The sequence below is a fragment of the Candidatus Avelusimicrobium sp. genome (genome assembly GCF_051874775.1).
GTDB lineage: Bacteria > Elusimicrobiota > Elusimicrobia > Elusimicrobiales > Elusimicrobiaceae > Avelusimicrobium.
In genome coordinates, this window is the sequence record NZ_JBJEGE010000034.1 from 65,278 (window position 1) to 81,752 (window position 16,475).

The window sequence follows — 16,475 nt, forward strand, 5'->3', positions numbered from 1 at the left end:
GGGGTTTTTTGATACACTGTCCAGCGCGGTTCGCTCCGAAAAGCGTAAACCTAATTGGGAAATAATCTAATATACCTCTTCTTACGCAAGGGCCTTTGGGCGGAATTTCGCTTGCAAGCGCATTAAAAAATACGTCACCATTTTCCTCTAATTTCATACAATAACCATATGAAGTGGTATAAAGATCAAATTTTTTGGTATATTTTTTCCGCACTAGCCGCCGTCAAACTAGCGGCTTTTATTTACATCTGCTTCTTTCATCCCGCCGGAGAACGCGTGCTGGCCCTGCCGGATTCCATCAGTTACGTTTACCCTGCCCAAACTTTCCTGCAAGAAGGTAATATGTGGGAAGCCGTTTCCGTTTCCCCTATGCTGATGCGCACGCCGGGGTATCCCCTGTTTTTAGTGCTCGTGCAACTATTAACGGGAAATATGACGTGGGCCGTAGCCTTGTGGCAAAATATTTTATCTTTATTTTTATTGCTCCCCGTTTATTTGACTGCACATCGCCTTAACGGGCAATCGGCAGCCCGTTGGAGTACGCTTTTCTGCGCCGTCAGCGTGTTGTATTTTTCGCTGTCGTTTTCCGTATTGACAGAAACGCTGTGTACGTTTCTTTTGGCTTGGTTTATATTTTTTATCGTTCGTTTTTTTCAAAACCCGCGCACGTTTGACCTGCTGACGTCTGCCTTACTCTTAGCTTGCGCCGTATATGTCCGCCCTGCGGTCTATTACTTTATCCCCGTGAGCAGTGTCATTTTAATTTGTTTTTGCGCGGCAAAACTCATCCGTTTCCCTGTATTAAAAGCAATGGGCCTATTTCTTTTGCCGATTATCTTCTGCATCGGGACGTGGCATATACGTAATACGCTTACAACCGGATTTGGAGGATTTACTTCCGTAGGAGCATATAATCTGTACATTTGGAATGAAGATTACCTTGCGCGCAAATACAGTTTGAAGATTTCACAAGCCCACGAAATGATGCTGGCCATGTTACCGCCGAATTTTTCTGCGCTGCCTCCGGCACAACAGGTAAAGATTTATAAAATAATGGCCGTGCCGTTCATCCGCGAAAGCTTTTTATATAAACTTTCCCGCACACCTTTATGGGCCGGAAAAACGTTGCTGGGGACAAACTTCGCCCACACGGCCGGTTTACTAAATCTTACGCCACTGCAAACGGAAGAAGAAGCCCTCAACCACACGGGGACACTCCCCGCCGCGCGCAACCAATCCGCCGCCGCACAACTGCTGTTTTGGATAAGTGCAGCATTAGTATTATCCACCGTTTTGGCGGGAACAGCGGGACTATGGATATTGTGGAAAAGCAAACGTGCCGAAGCGTTCTTTTTAACCGTATACTGCTTGTATTTTTGGGGGATTGGTTCGGTTTTTTCAGGGGCGTACGCGCGCTTTCGCGCACCATTTGAATTTGTGTTGTGTATAACCGCGGGGGTGGCCGTTTGCGCCGCTGCAAAAGCCGTTAAAGGCCGACAGCCAAGCTGTCTATCAAAAAAGTAGGATAATTAAGCGCAGACATTTTTTCCAATGTAACAGAAATATCGTACGGTTCGCGTAAAAAGCGGAAAGTTTGGGCATCGGTATCCCATAGGCCGAACGAAGAAGCAGGATTATTGTCCCGCGGTTTTCCCACAGCGCCCGCATTGATCACATAACGTGTTTCCGACGGTAAACGGACGGTAACGTCATCGTGCTTATTTATGTACACAGCACACTTCTTATCGGTCCCTTTCATATAAAACGGCAGATGCGTATGCCCCACAAAGCAGACATCTCCTTTCCATAATTTATAATTGGAACGAAATTGAGCACAGCTGGAAAAATACTCTTTAATCGGATCGGACGGTGTTCCGTGTACAACGGTAAAATTATTTTTTTGCACTTCAGCCGGAAGCGAAGTCAAATAGCGCACGGAAGCTTCGCTAAGCTGTTTTTTATTATGATCCAGCGCGATTTTGGCGCCATCATTAAAACAGTTTTCCAATTCCGGATCCACAAACACAGCATCGTGATTACCCATCACACAAGCAAGCAGCGGGAGTTCCTGGATTTTCCGGACGCATTTTTCCGGATCCGGCCCGTAGCCGATAAAATCCCCACAGCAAATGTACGCTTGTGCGCCTTCTTTTTTAAGACGTTTTAAACAGGCGCAAAGCGCCTCCCAGTTGGAATGGACATCCGAAAATACGCCTATCTTCATTACGCCTCCGCCAGCGCCTCAATCGCTTCTTTCTTTTTAACGTCCTCCGGCGTGGCGCGTTCGGCCAAATTGACGGACATCACCTTGGATACACCGCTTTCTTCCATTGTAATTCCGTACAGCATACGGGCTGATTCCATCGTACGTTTATTGTGCGTCACCACGATAAACTGCGTGGTTTTAGAAAACTCTTTAATCAAATTAACGTACCTCTCCACATTGGCTTCGTCTAAAGCAGCGTCGGCTTCGTCCATAATACAGAAGGGGGACGGGTTATGCGTAAAGAACGCAAACAACAAAGACATTGCCGTCAGTGTTTTTTCGCCGCCGGACATAGAGGTAATGTTGAGCAGTTTTTTACCCGGAGGCTGGGCATAAATTTCAATGCCCGTTTCCAACAAGTTTTCGGGTTGGGTAAGCACCAGATCGCACTCGCCGCCGCGGAAAAGTGTTTGATAGATGTTCTTAAAGTGCATGCGCACTTGTTCAAAGGTATATTTAAAGTTTTCGCGCGTGGTTTGGTTGATTTTATTAATGGCGGATTTTAAATCTTTCTTGGCGTTTTCCAAATCGCCAATTTGGGAGCGCAAAAAGTCGTTGCGGCTGGTTAACGCGTCGTACTCTTCCGGCGCGGTCATATTGACGGCACCCATATTTTCAATACGTTTTCTCATCATCTTCACGCGTTCGTAGTCCACCGGTTTGTCGCCATAGTTCATCTGCGCTTCTTCGGGCGTGATGTTCCAGCTTTCAAACAGATTATTTGCCACCGTGGTGCGTTGACGGCGTGCGTTGGAAAGTGCGTTTTCCACATCGTTGCGCTTAATCGTCAAATCCGACATTTCCTTCTTGCACGCGTTGAGTGCGGCAGTCTTATCGTTAAAATCTTTTTTAAGCGCTTCCAATTCCTCACGCATTTTATGTTCGGCCAGTTCCAACTGCGCCAGCGTATCGCGCTCGGATGATAGTTTGGCTTGCGTGGACAATTTTTCATCCGCCAGACTTTTTAAACGCAAATTGGAGGAAGCGATTTTTTCGTTTCGCTTGCCTTCGCTTTCCGTTAAGCTGGTAAATTCAAACTCGGTGGATTTTAAATCCAGTTCCACGTTGTTTTTCTTAATTTTTACTTCGTATAACTTCGCGCTTAACGCATTTAACTCACCTTTGAGCGTTTCGGCCTGCGCGCGCAAATCCGCCTGCATTCTTTTAAGTTCTTCTCCGCGCGCAGTCTGCACCGCGTGGCGCGTTTTTAATTCTTCTAAATTCTGTTTAAGCGTTTGTGCATTTTTACGGCGGTTTTCCACACGCAGCATAATTTCTTGCTTACGCGCCGCAGCGCGTTCCAACGCTTGCTTGGTGGAAGCAATTTCGCGTTCTTTATTGGTACGTTCGTTCTGCACGGAGTTGAGCGCAACGACGGCTTCCTGCGATTTAACACGCAGATTTCTAAGCGTTTCTTCCGCTTTAGAAAGAGCATCGTAATTAGCGATGATTTGTACACTCAGTGCGTCTTCTTCTGCCGTTTTACCGTCAATCTCGCCGCGAACGGTTTCTTCCTCGCCCCAATACGCCTCGGGCGCGCGCACATTTTCCGCACCGCCCCCGACGAAAAATCCACCGCGCACCGCACCGTCTTTATATGCGTAACCGCCGATGATAAAATTGATTAAATTTTCAAGTTCCGGTTTATACGACAGCTGTTCTTTAAGCGATCCGCCCGCCTGCTGTGTTTGCTCGACCTCAGACAGTACAATAAATTTCGCACGTGCTTTACCGTGTTGTTTTAAAAGGGCAAGCGCTTGCTCCACGGTGTTTTGGTCCGCGCACAGTACCGCGTCCAAATACTTGCCGAACGATTCCTCCACCGCCACGCCCAAAGACGCCGGATATTTTAACGCTTTTCTCAGCGTGCCCTTCACACCGGACAGGCCGCTTTCGCCTACCAGTTTTGCCCCCACCCAGTACGGGTCATTCTTGCCTTGGGTTTGAATCATTTCCAGTTTTGCAGCAAGCCCCGCACGGGCCGATTTGACAGCGGACAGTTTTTCGTTTAATGCGATACGTTCAATTTGCAGATTTTTTAAATTTTCTTCACCAAGGGCAATCGCTTGGCGTGCCTCATCAGCCTCAACGCGTTTTTGTTCAGCACGCGTTAAAATCTCCTGCAAACTTTCTTCCAATCCCGCAAGACCTGCAGTCTGAGACTGGCTCGTTTTCTCAGCGGTAATTAAATCTTCGTTTTCACGCTGTGCGGACGATTCTTCAAGTGCAATGCGGTTTGAAATTTCCATCTGCTTTTGCACTAAATTCATCAGCTCGGACGATGCACGCTGGAGTTCGCTTTCGGCGTTTCTCAAATCGGCTTCCAGTTTTTGCGCGGAGGCCGTTCGCGCGTTGTAGTTTTCCTGCAGAGGGTTCAGCTCCGCCGTCACCGCGGCAAGCTGTTCTTTAAGGCGGCTGATTGCCGGAGCCAGCTCGGCCAGACGGCTTTGGCCGCGCTGCGCTTCCGCGCCCGAGGACGCCACCTGCGCCGTCAGTTCGGCGGTCAGGTTGTCGCAGTTTTTAATTGCGCCTTCCAACAGGCCGACTTGGTATTTGCTGGCGGAAATCTTTTCGTTAAATTCGGCCGCTTCTTTTTGTTTGTGCGTTAAATTTAAATCTAAAGCCGCACACGCGCCTTCCTGCGCCGAAATATGGTTTTCCAAATCTTCCTGCTTACGTATAATGGGTTCCAGTTCCGCGGAATGCTTGGCAATTAATCCATCCGCCTCTTTAATGGAGCAAACCGAAATGGCGATTTCGCTTTCCTTGAGTTCCTCGCGGTATTTTTGGTACAAGCGGGCTTTTTTGGCTTCACTGTCGAGCTTTTTAATTTGTTCCTGAATTAAGGCCACCGTATCAGCAAGGCGAGCCAAATCAAGGTCCACGCGTTCCAAGCGTTTAATACACTCCTCGCGTTTGGCTTTATATTTGGATACGCCGGCCACTTCTTCAAACATCTCGCGGCGCTGTTCGGGCGAAGCCGAAAGCACGCTTTCCACGCCGCCTTGGTCAATAATGGCGTAACCTTCGCCGCCGATACCGGTATCCAAAAACAGATCGCGAATGTCGCGCAGACGGCATTGAACTTTGTTTAAATAATACTCACTTTCACCGGAGCGGAAAATTTTACGGCTCACGGTAATTTCATTAAAATCCAAGGGCAGCTGGCGGGAAGCATTATCGAACACCATATTAACTTGCGCCATATTCAGGGGAGCACGTTTGACAGTACCGTTAAAAATAATATCTACCATAGAAGCAGAGCGGAGGGACTTCCAGCTCATTTCACCGATGGCCCAACGCACCGAATCAATGACGTTGGATTTACCGCATCCGTTCGGGCCTACCACACAGGTGATGCCGGGTTCAAAGTCCAGCCGTGATTTGTCCGCAAACGATTTAAAACCGATAATTTCAATAGCTTTTAAGTACATAACGTCCCCTTTGGCAGATATACTCCAATTATACCATTTCCCTATACAATATATATACAAAAACCGTTTTTATTTACCTACGCGTACAAAAAAATACAACACCGAAGAGGCTTAGACGTAAAAAACCGCTTGCAAAGTGCAAATTTTTTTATTAGACTTTTTTCGTAAGACTGTTTTTCCTTAAAAGGAGGATTATTCAGATGGCAGAAAAAGTATTGAAAGTTGGTATGGACCGCGAAGACGGCTTCCTCTACTACATTGACAAAGACGGCGATATCGCCCGCGTGCAAATGGCCAGAGGTGGCAAAAAAGGCGGTAAACCGAAAAAAGTTGAAAAATGTGGTATCAAAAAAGAAAAAGGATATCTGTATTTCTTGGATAAGAAAGGCGATATCTCCAGAGCCAAAATGGTTAACGCCAAATAACAATTAAATTTAACACCCCGCGTGCTAACAGGCGGGGTGTTTTTCACAAACACGTTCCGCGCATATTATATTCGCTCACTTGATTTTGCGCGGGAACGAAAACCTGACGCAAAAGGGGCGCATCTCGCATTGTACGACATCACGCAGTGCCTCAGCGTTTTGCGCCTCTTGTTATTTTATATTTCAAAAGAACTCTTCCACGGAAAGGTCCTTTGCAAATAATTGTTTAATCTTTCCCTGTCTTGCATAGAACTTTTATCCGAATCATTTAAACAAACTAAACGCGGCCTGTACTTTTGTATTTCCCGTGCATAGTCCTGCCACAGTTCCCACACCATACCGTCGCTTCCGAACCAACGTGATTTGCGGGTAGGCCGCCACACGGCTTTGCCCAACGCTGCGGACACGCCCGCCAAAAGATACCAATTACAATTATCCGTTTGACGAAAGCGCGAACACTCCGTTGCCGAAAATTCAGCTTCAAACAATGACCTCGCCGTTAAACAAGCCGAACGAACATAACCGGATATATTGTGATGCGGTTCCAACGGAAAATCGGTATTAGGGAATTTATTCTGCAATCGCCGGCGCAGCAGAAGTAATTGCCGGCCGTATTCGCTGCACGCATAGTCTTTGTCCGGATAACAAGAAAAATAATTTACCGCACAAGTTTCCCGCGGAAAAAAATAAGATCGGGGAAGCGGACGGAAAATAAAAGTATCGTCATTAGCCAGTAAAAAATGTTCCGCCAAACCTTGCCAACGCATTAAACCGGCTTCTATTGCACAAGAATTAAACGTCGGCAGAGCGTCCGTAGGCAAAAACTCGCGGTGTGTTAAAATTTTTAAACGGGGATGACAACTGTTTAGCCACGCAGGCCGCTGCCCGTTTGTTACCAATACCACCCGCGTAACCCAAGGCAAAAAACGCTCGACCCCGCGCAGCACATAACGCAGTTCGTCCGATTGCACAAAACGCTCCCGCACACAAACGGGAGAAGAAGCACGGAGGATGAAATGGGAAGAAAAAAGCAGGCTTCTTGTAAAGCCCGCAGAAACGAACAGGGAGCAACAAAAACGGCTGTCCGCTCCGAGCCACATCACTAACCCAGGACAAACAGCCGTAGCCCTTGCCATATAAAAATATGGCAAGAGGCATTCAGCGCAAAACAACCGGTTAATTAGGCCGATTATTTTGCGCTTAAAAACGGCTGTTTTTGGAGTGATGTGTGCCGCGCAAAACGCAGCTCAACCTGTTCCGCACAGGCTTCCAAAAACAGCATAAAATTGTGAAAGCTGACAATACTTCCGGGTCCGCCTACGCGGACTTAATTATTATCATAACAAATTTTTTGTAAAAATTTAGCACAGAGGCTTGATTTTCCGTCCAATAAGATTACACTATCAGTATCCGACGTACCGGGAGGCTCATCAAATAATTCTTCTTTCTCTTTCCATTTTCCGCGCAAACTTATGCTTGCAGGACCCTTTCTCCCCCTACGCGCGAACGAGCGCGATTGACAGCAAACGCTTTTAATGGTTTAATAAGTCTACGGGGGACTCTCTCGTAACCGATATATACGGAGGACTTATGGATATCAAAATTACGGCCAAAGGCATTAAACTGACGCCAGCCATCAAAGAATTTATCAATACCCGCGTGGGCAAAATCGAAAACTTTTTCGACAATATCGTTTCCGCCCAAGTACTTATTTCGGTAGAAAAGAAAATCAATCAGAAAGCGGAAATTATCCTGCACACAGGTGCCAAAACCACCATCAGCGCAAGCGCGGTGGAGGACAACCTGTACAAAGCCATTGACGCCGCAGCTATTAAGGCTGAATCGCAGGCGAAAAAAATCAAAAGCAAAGCTAAAGCCCGCAAAGTAACCAAAAAATCCGTTAAAGAAGCTGACATCAGCCCCTTTGCCGAACAAGTGATGATTCCGCAGAACGACGTAAAGTTCTCCGTCATCAAACAGGTAGAAGTTTCGCCGATGAATCCGGAGGACGCCGCTTACGAAATGGAACGGCTGGGATATTCTTTTTGGATGTTCTTAGACGAAGAATCTAAACAAATCAACCTGATCTTCAAACGCCTTGACGGCACGTACGGTCTGATTAAACCCGTCAAGAAAAAATAACTTCGCCGGGGGCGGAAAAGTGGAATTTACAAAATCCATTACAGTCGCAGAACTGCTTCAGGTTAAACGTCTGAATCTGGAGCTGGTCTGCGGCAAGCGTTACATTCACCGCGAGATTACGCTGGGCAGTGTCAACCGCCCCGGCCTGGCGCTCTGCGGTCATTTGGACAATTTTCGCACACATTCCGTACAAGTGTTCGGACGCGGCGAACAGGCGTTCTGCCAAAAAGAGAACAAATCGCGTCTGCGCGCTAACGTAACCAAGATGTTGGAAGAAGGACAAGTGCCGTGCATCATTATGTCCGCAGATTTGGACCCGCTTCCCGCCTTGCGAAAAGCGTGCCTCAGCGCGGATGTACCCGTTTTAAAAACAACAATGGAATCTACCGCGTTTGTAACGGAATTTTCCCGCTTTTTGGACGAAAAACTTGCCCCCGTCACACACGTTCACGGCGTACTGGTAGATGTAAACGGAATGGGCGTACTCATCCGCGGGGAATCCGGCATCGGTAAAAGCGAGTGTGCACTGGAACTTATCAAACGCGGACACATTTTGGTAGCTGACGACGTCGTAGAAATCCAAAAAAGCCGCGGCCGTTACCTGCTCGGTTCCTGCCCTACAATGTTAAAACATTATATGGAGGTACGCGGACTGGGAATTTTGGACGTACCGCTTCTTTTCGGCGTGGGCTCCACGCTAGATGAAACAAAAATAGATATGGAAGTGGTACTGACTTTTCCGTCCGACAAACCACTAGACAGACTGGGAGTGGAGCAGAAAACGACCAACATTTTGGGAGTGGAAATTCCGTCCTTGGGGCTGCCCGTTACGCCCGGACGAAACTTGGCGGTACTGATAGAAGTGGCGTCGCTCAACCAACGTTTAAAAAGCCAAGGGCTTTTCTCCGCCAAAGAATTCAGCCAGCGTATTTTAGACAAAATGAAAAAAGGAGCAGGAAAACCCGATGCAACCTGATAAAAGACGCATTTTTATTATTACCGGAATGAGCGGTGCAGGAAAATCCCAAGCGCTTAAAATCTTCGGCGATCTTGGGTTTTATTGCGTGGACAATTTGCCGCTGGCATTATTCGGCGATTTTATCAAATACGTTCGCGCCAACGGCGAAATTCAAAACATCGCACTGGGCATTGATGTGCGCGAAGGCGACCGCTTAAAACAAATGCCCAAGATGATTTCCGCCCTGCCCAAAGATGATTTTACCGTTAAAGTGATTTTTTTGGACGCCGCAGAGGACTGCCTCGTACGGCGTTTCTCCGAAACCAAACATAAACATCCCATTCATAAAAAACTGGCGGCGGCTATCGCACACGAACGCGAAGTGATGACTCCTATCAGAACAGCGGCCGACAAAGTAATCGATACGTCCGACTTAAAACTGGGCGAACTGAAAGAAAAACTTTCTGCGCTCTTGAGTCTCACGCGCGAACAGGATATGCAGATTTCGGTAATGTCGTTTGGATTCAAACACGGGCTGCCCAAAGACTGCGATGTTGTAATGGACGTACGCTTTTTACCCAACCCGTACTACGTTGCGGGATTGAAAGAAAAAACAGGTCTGGATGAAGATGTACAAAAATACATTATGTCGTTTAAAGAATCGCAGGAATTCGCTGAAAAATTTGCCGATTTGATTAAGTACTTAATTCCCAAATATATTAAAGAAGGCAAAAGCTACTTAACTATAGCAATGGGCTGCACGGGCGGTAAACACCGCAGCGTGTTTATGGCGCACAAACTGGCGGAATATTTAAACCAACTGGGACTGAGCGCCTCGGAATTTCACAGAGATATAGGATTATAACTATGGTAAAAATTATTTTGGTAACCCACGGTCATTTGGCCCAACAGATGTTGGATACGGCAGCGCAAATTATCGGCAAACCGACGGATGACGGTTTCGCCGCGTTTTCCGTAACAACGGCTTCATCCGTTGAACAGGAAGCGGCCAAGCTGAACAAAACGCTTTCGGCCTGTGAAGACGGCGCCGTTATACTAACCGATATTTTCGGCGGCAGCGCCACTAACATTTCGCTTACCGCCAGTAAAGATTTGCCCAACTGCTACGTGATTACGGGGCTTAATTTAAGTATGCTTCTGACCGCCGCCAACAGCCGCAAAAAAATGACTGCCAAAGAACTGGCGGAAAAAATAGAAGCCGACGGTAAACGCGCCGTTATTAACGCGACCGAACTGTTGATTAAAGGATTTTAATGCCTATTATTTTTGCGCGGGTGGACGACCGCCTGATTCACGGCCAAATCGTACAAGCTTGGCTGCCGGAGTTAAACGTGGACGAGGTGCTGATTCCCTTTTCCAAAGGGAACGAAGCTCGCCTTAACCGCGGGCTTCTGCGCTTAAGTCTGCCATATGAATACGAACTGACGATTTTAAATTCCTCAGCCGCCGCGCGACACGCCAACGAATCAAACCGCCGGATTTTTCTGTTAATGGGTTCGCTGCAAGAAACCGCCGACTTGATTAAAGACGGGCTGCAAATAACCTCCCTTAACATCGGCGGAATGCATTTTAAAGACGGCGCGCAAAAATTGGCCGAAAATGTATTTTTGGACAACGAAGACAAATGCTTTTTAAAACTGATTCGGGATTTGGGAATCCGCGTGGAAACACGCGCCGTACCTAATTCGCCATCGCTGTCCGTAGACGGAGTCCTTAAATGATGACACCAGAGATCTTCTCGCTTTGCGTACTTGCTGCACTCTTGGAACTGGATACGACATACGCTTTTCAGCTGACGCTTTCGCGCGGAATTATCACAGGACCGCTGTTGGGACTCATTATGGGAGATTTGATGGCCGGCGTACAGATTGGAGTATTTACCGAACTGATTTTTGCCGATGTAAATCCGCTTGGCGGCATTATACCCCCCAGCGCGGCTGTGTGCTGTGTTGTAACGCTGGCGCTGTATACAGTGGGAATTGACTTGTATTTTGGCTTTTTCTTCGGGCTGACCGGAGCCGCTTTATTTTCGGTGCTAGAAAAATTTATGCGCAAAAACCGATTCAAGTGGCTCGTGTTTTGGGAACAGAAAATTACTCAAAAACCGTCCGCCGTCAACCGTACGGTGGGGTTTGCACTGGCTTCGTCTTTTTTGATGAACTTTATTTATATTTTCATATTCGTGTGTGTATTCGGCTGGTTAATGTCGGTGCTGCTGCCGTATCTGCCCGCAAAAGCGCATTTAGCTTGTAAATTCGCTTATATGGCCGTACCGTGGATTGGGTTGGCAACGCTATTGCCTTCCTTCCGTTTAAAAACGAGGTAACGAATGAATTTTTCTATGCGCCTGCAAATTTTTCTGCGTTCGTTCTTTCTGCAAACGGGCTGGAATCCGATGAAATACCAAAACATCGGGCTGACGTTCGTAATGTTGCCGTTTCTGAAGAAACTCTACGCACAGGACAAAGATGCACTCCCCTCCGTTTTGGCCCGTTATTTGGAAACATTCAACACGCAGCCCGCAATGGCTTCATTTTGTTTTGGGGCGCTTGCACAGAAAGAAAAAGAGGTTGCCAAAGCAAAAACGCTGACCGCATTTAAAGAAAAAGTAACCGAGTGGAGCGCTATCCGCAAAAGTCTATCCATTACGACCGCTTCTATCGGGGACCGCCTTTTCTGGGGTGCGCTTAAACCGCTGACGCTTCTTATGGCGTTGTTTATTTGGCTGTTGTCCGGCGTGAATTTTTTTGAGGTTCCCTACACCCTGCCCATCTCGTCATTGAATGCGTTTTCCGCCGGAGCCGCCGCGTTTTTCGTATTCAACGCTGTTGCATTGTTTGTCAAATGGGAAGGTATTAAAATCAGTTTTCTCAAGGATGAAAGCGCCTGTTTCGGGCTGACCTGCTTTGACTGGAATAAAACCATCTATTACGCCAAGAAGCTGGGACTGTTTATGACCGCCGGAATGTTGGTGTATGGCATCTATCATTACTTGAAAGATTTTAAAGAATTGGATGCGCATTTTTATGCGCGCGCCGCAATTGTGCTGGTATTTGTATGCCTAAGCCTGATGACGCGCAAATTAAAAATAGCCAATATGTATTTGTATCTAGCAGCGGTACTGACGTTAAACATCGTCTGTCTGTTTTAATTGGGGGGATATACGTGATAGAACAAAATCTTAAAATAAACAACCGTTTGGGTCTGCACGCCAGACCCGCCGCACTAATTGTGCAAACAGCCGCAGGGTTTAAAAGTGACATCCGCCTAAGCAAAGACGGCGTGAGCGTAAACGCCAAAAGCATTATGGGGGTAATGATGCTAGCGGCGGAGTACGGATCCGAACTGCATTTGTGCACAGAAGGAGACGACGAACAAGCGGCGTTTGACGCTATCCAAAAATTATTCTACGACAAATTTAATGAGGAGTTTTAATGCTGGTTTTAAAAGGCGTAGCCGCAAGCCCTGGAGTAGCGATTGGGCCGGCAATGTTACTGCCGGATGAGAGTTTTGTCGTTTCCCGACAGTATGTGGAACCCGCCGAAATCAAAAATGAAATCCGCAAGTTAAACACCGCTATGCAAAAAACGTTGGCGGAGCTGGACGCTTGCGAGCAGAAGGTTCTGGCCGAATTGGGAAGCGAATATGCCAACCTAATGTCCACGCACAAACTCATTTTGCAAGATCCCTCGTTAACCGGCGGCATTACCCGTAAAATCCAAGAAGAACATCTCTCCGCACACGCCGCCATTTTGCTTACTTTGCAGGAGCTGGCCGCGTCGTTTGAAAAAATAGAGGACCCGTTTTTTAAAGAACGCCGCAACGATATTTTTGACGTCGCCAAACGGTTAATGAAGAATTTGGAAGGAGAAAAAGACGGATTTTTAGCGTCTGTCAAAAAACCGTCTCTTTTAGTCGCGCACAATTTATATCCATCCGACACCATCAATCTGCAAGCCAATCAAGTAATGGGTTTTTGCACTGACGCGGGCGGGAAAACCAGCCATACCGCGCTCTTGGCGCAAAGTCTAAATCTGCCGGCGGTCGTTGCATTAGGCACCGCGTCCAAAGACGTCCGCGCGGGAGACACGCTGATTATCGACGGAGAAAACGGATTGTTGGTCATCAATCCGGACAAATACACCCTTGCCAACTACCGTAAAATCCAACGCGAAATCAAAAAAACGGAAGCCCTGCTTAAAACGATTAACCACCTTCCCGTCGTTACGCAGGACGGAAGGCCGTTAAAACTTTTCGTTAATTACGATCCGCGCACCGACAACAAAGAAAACAAACGATTAATTACCGACGGCTTAGGCCTCTTGCGCACCGAATTTTTATTTATGAATACATCCGTTCCGCCCACGGAAGAAGAACAATATCAAACCTATTTGGCTGTAGCCAAACGTTTTGATATGCGGCCTGTTATTATCCGTCTGGCAGATTTGGGAGCGGATAAAATGCCCGACTTTCCGGTTGATGAATTGGATAAAGACGCCAATCCTTTTATGGGCTGCCGAGGCATACGGTTATTTTTAAAAAATCCGGAACTGCTGCACACCCAGCTGCGCGCGATTATCCGCACAGCGTGCGAAGTTCCCGCACAGGTCAAAATTATGATTCCGATGATTTCTTCAGTAGAAGAAGTGCATCACGTGCGCGAAGCATTCAATCAAGCGCTCGCGGAGTTTGAGGCCGAAGGCAAAAAACCCGTCAATAAAATTGCTTTGGGAGGAATGATTGAAGTGCCTGCCGCCGCCATTGCGCTGGACGGAATGATAGGAGATCTTGATTTTGTTTCCATCGGCACCAATGACTTGATACAATATTTAATAGCCGTAGACCGCGTAAACCAAGAAGTCGCCCACATGTACGACCCTTGTCATCCGGCGGTCGTGCGCACGCTGAACCTGATTTTACAGACGGCGCACAAACGAGGCAAACAAGTCAGCATCTGCGGAGAATTGGCATCAGACGCCAAAATGCTGCCTATTTTGCTGGGCTTACACGTGGACGGATTATCCGTCACCCCACGTATGTATTTGCGCGTAAAAAACAACATCCGCAATTCCAATTTTGAACACTGCTTGGACCTCGCCCAAGCGGCGCTGCTGATGGGCAGTTCGGCGGACATTCGCAATTTAATAGAGCAAAACGATAAAAATGAAGATTCGTAATTTTTCCATTGTGGCGCATATCGACCACGGCAAAACCACCCTTTCGGACCGTATTCTGGAAGATACCGGAACTGTACCGAAACGTAAAATGCAGGCCCAGCTGCTAGACGGTATGGACCTAGAGCGTGAGCGCGGTATTACCATTAAAGCCAAAGCTGTACGTATTCAATATAAAGACTACATCTTAAACTTAATCGATACCCCCGGCCACGTGGATTTTTCCTACGAAGTGGCCCGTTCCCTGCGCGCCTGCGAAGGGGTACTGCTGTTGGTGGACGCGTCGCAAGGGGTGGAAGCGCAGACGGTAGCGCACGCGCATTTGGCGCAAAGTTTGGGTCTTAAAATTATCCCGGTAATGAATAAAGTTGATTTATCCCAATCCGACGCGGATGCCTCGGAAGAACAGTTATGGGATATTCTGCACGATCCGATTGAAGCCGAACGCGTCAGCGCAAAGACGGGGATGGGGATAGAACACCTGCTAGACCGTATCATTTCGGACGTACCCGCCCCGCAAGGAGACCCAAAAGCGCCGCTGCGCGCCTTGATTTTTGATTCTTACTATGATCCCTTTCGCGGAGTTATTATGTATATCCGCATTGTGGACGGCTCCGTCAAAGCGGGCCAAACCATTCGGTTTATGTCGTCCGGTGCGTCGTACAAAACCGAAGAAATCGGTTTTATGACACCCAAACAACTCCACAAATGCGACACGCTTTCCGCAGGAGAAGTGGGATATTTAGTGGCGGGAATTAAAGACATTCACCAAGTAAAAGTGGGCGACACCATTACTCTGGCCGAACGGCCCGCGGAAACAGCTTTAGCAGGCTATGCGGACGCGAAACCCGTTGTTTTTGCCAGTATCTTTCCTGTGGAAACCACCGATTTTCCTCTATTGCGCAAAGCACTGGAAAAGCTGAACCTGTCCGACTCGTCCTTCCACTACCAAAGCGAAACTTCCAAAGCATTAGGCTTTGGGTTCCGTTTGGGATTTATGGGAATTTTGCACATTGAAATCGTAAAAGAACGGTTGGAGCGTGAGTTTAATTTGTCGCTTATTGCAACCAGCCCCAATGTGGTGTATCACGTTAAATTTACGCCGCGCAAAACCCACCCGCAGGAGCTGGCCGCCTTGCCGGATGCGCCGGACGACCCGGGGTATAAAATTATAGACAATCCGGCCAACTTTCCCCCGCACGGCGATATTATTGACATTAAAGAACCCGTCATTCATATTACTATCGTAACGCCCGTGGAGTTTATGGACGGCGTGATGACCCTCTTAAAAGAAAAACGCGGTGTATTTATGAACTTGGACCACCTGTCCAACCAACGCGTGATTATTAAGTACGAAATGCCAATGGGTGAAATGGTCATCGATTTTTACAACAAGCTTAAATCCGTATCAAAAGGCTACGCCTCGTTTGACTACGAAGTGGCCGGTTTCAGAAGTTCCGACGTGGTGTTAATGGAAATTCTGTTACACGGAACGCCCGTAGACGCGTTATCCGTCGTCGTACACAAAGACAAAGCACAAACGATGGGACGCGCGCTGTGCGCTAAACTGAAAGAGCTTATCGGACGCCAACAGTTTGAGGTGGCCGTACAGGCCGCTATCAACGGCAAGGTGATTGCGCGCGAAACCATTCCCGCTTTCCGCAAGGACGTTATCGCCAAGTGTTACGGCGGCGATATTACGCGTAAACGCAAACTCTTAGAGAAGCAGAAAGAAGGGAAAAAGCGCATGAAGTCCATCGGCAGTCTGAACATTCCGCAGGAAGCCTTTGTGGCTATGCTGAAAATCGACGAAGAATAGGGGCGAGCCGCCCCTCCCAATTCCAGAGAGCGACTTCTGATTAGTTGAGCCACACTGTTTAAGTAATGTTGCCAAGTATGGGAGCGGCGGACAAGTTGCTGCCTGCAAGGTCAACGGTTCTGCCTCGGATAGGGCCATGTCATTGACGCAACTTTCTGCAAGAGGGAACAAATTTTTGTTCCCTCTTGTTTTTGTCTCACTAACACGGAACCCTCCGTCACAAGATTGGTACTATA

Annotated in this window: 15 protein-coding genes; 12 read left to right on the top strand and 3 right to left on the bottom strand. The window is 47.6% G+C overall.

The window, feature by feature from the left end:
- The first annotated feature begins 168 nt into the window (after nucleotides 1-168).
- Entirely contained in the window at nucleotides 169-1,524 is a 1,356-nt protein-coding gene (locus ACI351_RS07460) for an ArnT family glycosyltransferase (protein ID WP_439734618.1), read from the top strand.
- Here ACI351_RS07460 and ACI351_RS07465 read toward each other — a convergent pair.
- Both ACI351_RS07465 and smc read right to left on the bottom strand, forming a co-directional pair.
- On the bottom strand, nucleotides 1,487-2,224 hold the full coding sequence (locus tag ACI351_RS07465; protein WP_439734619.1) for a metallophosphoesterase family protein: 738 nt from the start codon (nucleotides 2,222-2,224) through the stop codon (nucleotides 1,487-1,489). The two genes, ACI351_RS07460 and ACI351_RS07465, sit on opposite strands and share 38 nt — an antisense overlap.
- Nucleotides 2,224-5,700, bottom strand: coding sequence for a chromosome segregation protein SMC (smc, locus tag ACI351_RS07470; RefSeq protein ID WP_439734620.1), 3,477 nt, complete (start codon nucleotides 5,698-5,700; stop codon nucleotides 2,224-2,226). Before smc ends, ACI351_RS07465 begins: the two co-directional genes overlap by 1 nt.
- Before the next feature lie 200 nt (nucleotides 5,701-5,900).
- On the opposite strand from smc, the gene ACI351_RS07475 reads away from it, so the two are divergent.
- Nucleotides 5,901-6,125 carry a hypothetical protein gene (locus ACI351_RS07475; RefSeq protein ID WP_087287124.1) on the top strand — a complete coding sequence of 75 codons (225 nt, stop codon included), beginning with the start codon at nucleotides 5,901-5,903 and terminating at the stop codon, nucleotides 6,123-6,125.
- Between the two features lie 176 nt (nucleotides 6,126-6,301).
- On the opposite strand, the gene ACI351_RS07480 is transcribed toward ACI351_RS07475, so the two are convergent.
- Nucleotides 6,302-7,096, bottom strand: coding sequence for a hypothetical protein (locus tag ACI351_RS07480; RefSeq protein ID WP_439734621.1), 795 nt, complete (start codon nucleotides 7,094-7,096; stop codon nucleotides 6,302-6,304).
- Between the two features lie 619 nt (nucleotides 7,097-7,715).
- Here ACI351_RS07480 and hpf point away from each other — a divergent pair.
- From hpf to lepA, 10 genes are read left to right on the top strand one after another with little or no spacing between them, the layout of a single operon-like run.
- Nucleotides 7,716-8,267, top strand: coding sequence for a ribosome hibernation-promoting factor, HPF/YfiA family (gene hpf / locus ACI351_RS07485; protein WP_439734622.1), 552 nt, complete (start codon nucleotides 7,716-7,718; stop codon nucleotides 8,265-8,267).
- 19 nt (nucleotides 8,268-8,286) lie between these two features.
- Nucleotides 8,287-9,243, top strand: coding sequence for an HPr(Ser) kinase/phosphatase (gene hprK / locus ACI351_RS07490; RefSeq protein WP_439734623.1), 957 nt, complete (start codon nucleotides 8,287-8,289; stop codon nucleotides 9,241-9,243).
- Nucleotides 9,233-10,090, top strand: coding sequence for an RNase adapter RapZ (rapZ, locus tag ACI351_RS07495; protein WP_439734624.1), 858 nt, complete (start codon nucleotides 9,233-9,235; stop codon nucleotides 10,088-10,090). The genes hprK and rapZ overlap by 11 nt, the downstream gene beginning before the upstream one ends.
- Nucleotides 10,091-10,092: 2 nt before the next feature.
- A complete protein-coding gene (locus ACI351_RS07500; protein WP_439734625.1) occupies nucleotides 10,093-10,500 on the top strand; it encodes a PTS sugar transporter subunit IIA in 408 nt (135 codons plus the stop codon).
- On the top strand, nucleotides 10,500-10,967 hold the full coding sequence (locus ACI351_RS07505; RefSeq protein ID WP_439734626.1) for a PTS system mannose/fructose/N-acetylgalactosamine-transporter subunit IIB: 468 nt from the start codon (nucleotides 10,500-10,502) through the stop codon (nucleotides 10,965-10,967). Before ACI351_RS07500 ends, ACI351_RS07505 begins: the two co-directional genes overlap by 1 nt.
- A complete protein-coding gene (locus ACI351_RS07510) occupies nucleotides 10,964-11,572 on the top strand; it encodes a PTS sugar transporter subunit IIC (protein WP_439734627.1) in 609 nt (202 codons plus the stop codon). The genes ACI351_RS07505 and ACI351_RS07510 overlap by 4 nt, the downstream gene beginning before the upstream one ends.
- A 3-nt stretch (nucleotides 11,573-11,575) precedes the next feature.
- A complete protein-coding gene (locus tag ACI351_RS07515) occupies nucleotides 11,576-12,397 on the top strand; it encodes a PTS system mannose/fructose/sorbose family transporter subunit IID (RefSeq protein WP_439734628.1) in 822 nt (273 codons plus the stop codon).
- 14 nt (nucleotides 12,398-12,411) lie between these two features.
- Nucleotides 12,412-12,681 carry an HPr family phosphocarrier protein gene (locus ACI351_RS07520; RefSeq protein ID WP_439734629.1) on the top strand — a complete coding sequence of 90 codons (270 nt, stop codon included), beginning with the start codon at nucleotides 12,412-12,414 and terminating at the stop codon, nucleotides 12,679-12,681.
- A complete protein-coding gene (gene ptsP, locus ACI351_RS07525; protein ID WP_439734630.1) occupies nucleotides 12,681-14,423 on the top strand; it encodes a phosphoenolpyruvate--protein phosphotransferase in 1,743 nt (580 codons plus the stop codon). The genes ACI351_RS07520 and ptsP overlap by 1 nt, the downstream gene beginning before the upstream one ends.
- Complete coding sequence (gene lepA, locus ACI351_RS07530) at nucleotides 14,410-16,239, top strand: translation elongation factor 4 (RefSeq protein ID WP_439734631.1); 1,830 nt, start codon at nucleotides 14,410-14,412, stop codon at nucleotides 16,237-16,239. The genes ptsP and lepA overlap by 14 nt, the downstream gene beginning before the upstream one ends.
- Nucleotides 16,240-16,475 lie beyond the last annotated feature (236 nt).

Bases quoted from the DNA above. Each gene is read 5' to 3' on its own strand.
- ACI351_RS07460 (WP_439734618.1), top strand. From the start codon at position 169: ATGAAGTGGTATAAAGATCAAATTTTTTGGTATATTTTTTCCGCACTA.
- rapZ (WP_439734624.1), top strand. From the start codon at position 9,233: ATGCAACCTGATAAAAGACGCATTTTTATTATTACCGGAATGAGCGGT.
- ptsP (WP_439734630.1), top strand. From the start codon at position 12,681: ATGCTGGTTTTAAAAGGCGTAGCCGCAAGCCCTGGAGTAGCGATTGGG.
- ACI351_RS07510 (WP_439734627.1), top strand. From the start codon at position 10,964: ATGATGACACCAGAGATCTTCTCGCTTTGCGTACTTGCTGCACTCTTG.
- ACI351_RS07505 (WP_439734626.1), top strand. From the start codon at position 10,500: ATGCCTATTATTTTTGCGCGGGTGGACGACCGCCTGATTCACGGCCAA.
- ACI351_RS07465 (WP_439734619.1), bottom strand. From the start codon at position 2,224: ATGAAGATAGGCGTATTTTCGGATGTCCATTCCAACTGGGAGGCGCTT.
- smc (WP_439734620.1), bottom strand. From the start codon at position 5,700: ATGTACTTAAAAGCTATTGAAATTATCGGTTTTAAATCGTTTGCGGAC.
- lepA (WP_439734631.1), top strand. From the start codon at position 14,410: ATGAAGATTCGTAATTTTTCCATTGTGGCGCATATCGACCACGGCAAA.
- ACI351_RS07475 (WP_087287124.1), top strand. From the start codon at position 5,901: ATGGCAGAAAAAGTATTGAAAGTTGGTATGGACCGCGAAGACGGCTTC.
- hpf (WP_439734622.1), top strand. From the start codon at position 7,716: ATGGATATCAAAATTACGGCCAAAGGCATTAAACTGACGCCAGCCATC.
- ACI351_RS07500 (WP_439734625.1), top strand. From the start codon at position 10,093: ATGGTAAAAATTATTTTGGTAACCCACGGTCATTTGGCCCAACAGATG.
- ACI351_RS07515 (WP_439734628.1), top strand. From the start codon at position 11,576: ATGAATTTTTCTATGCGCCTGCAAATTTTTCTGCGTTCGTTCTTTCTG.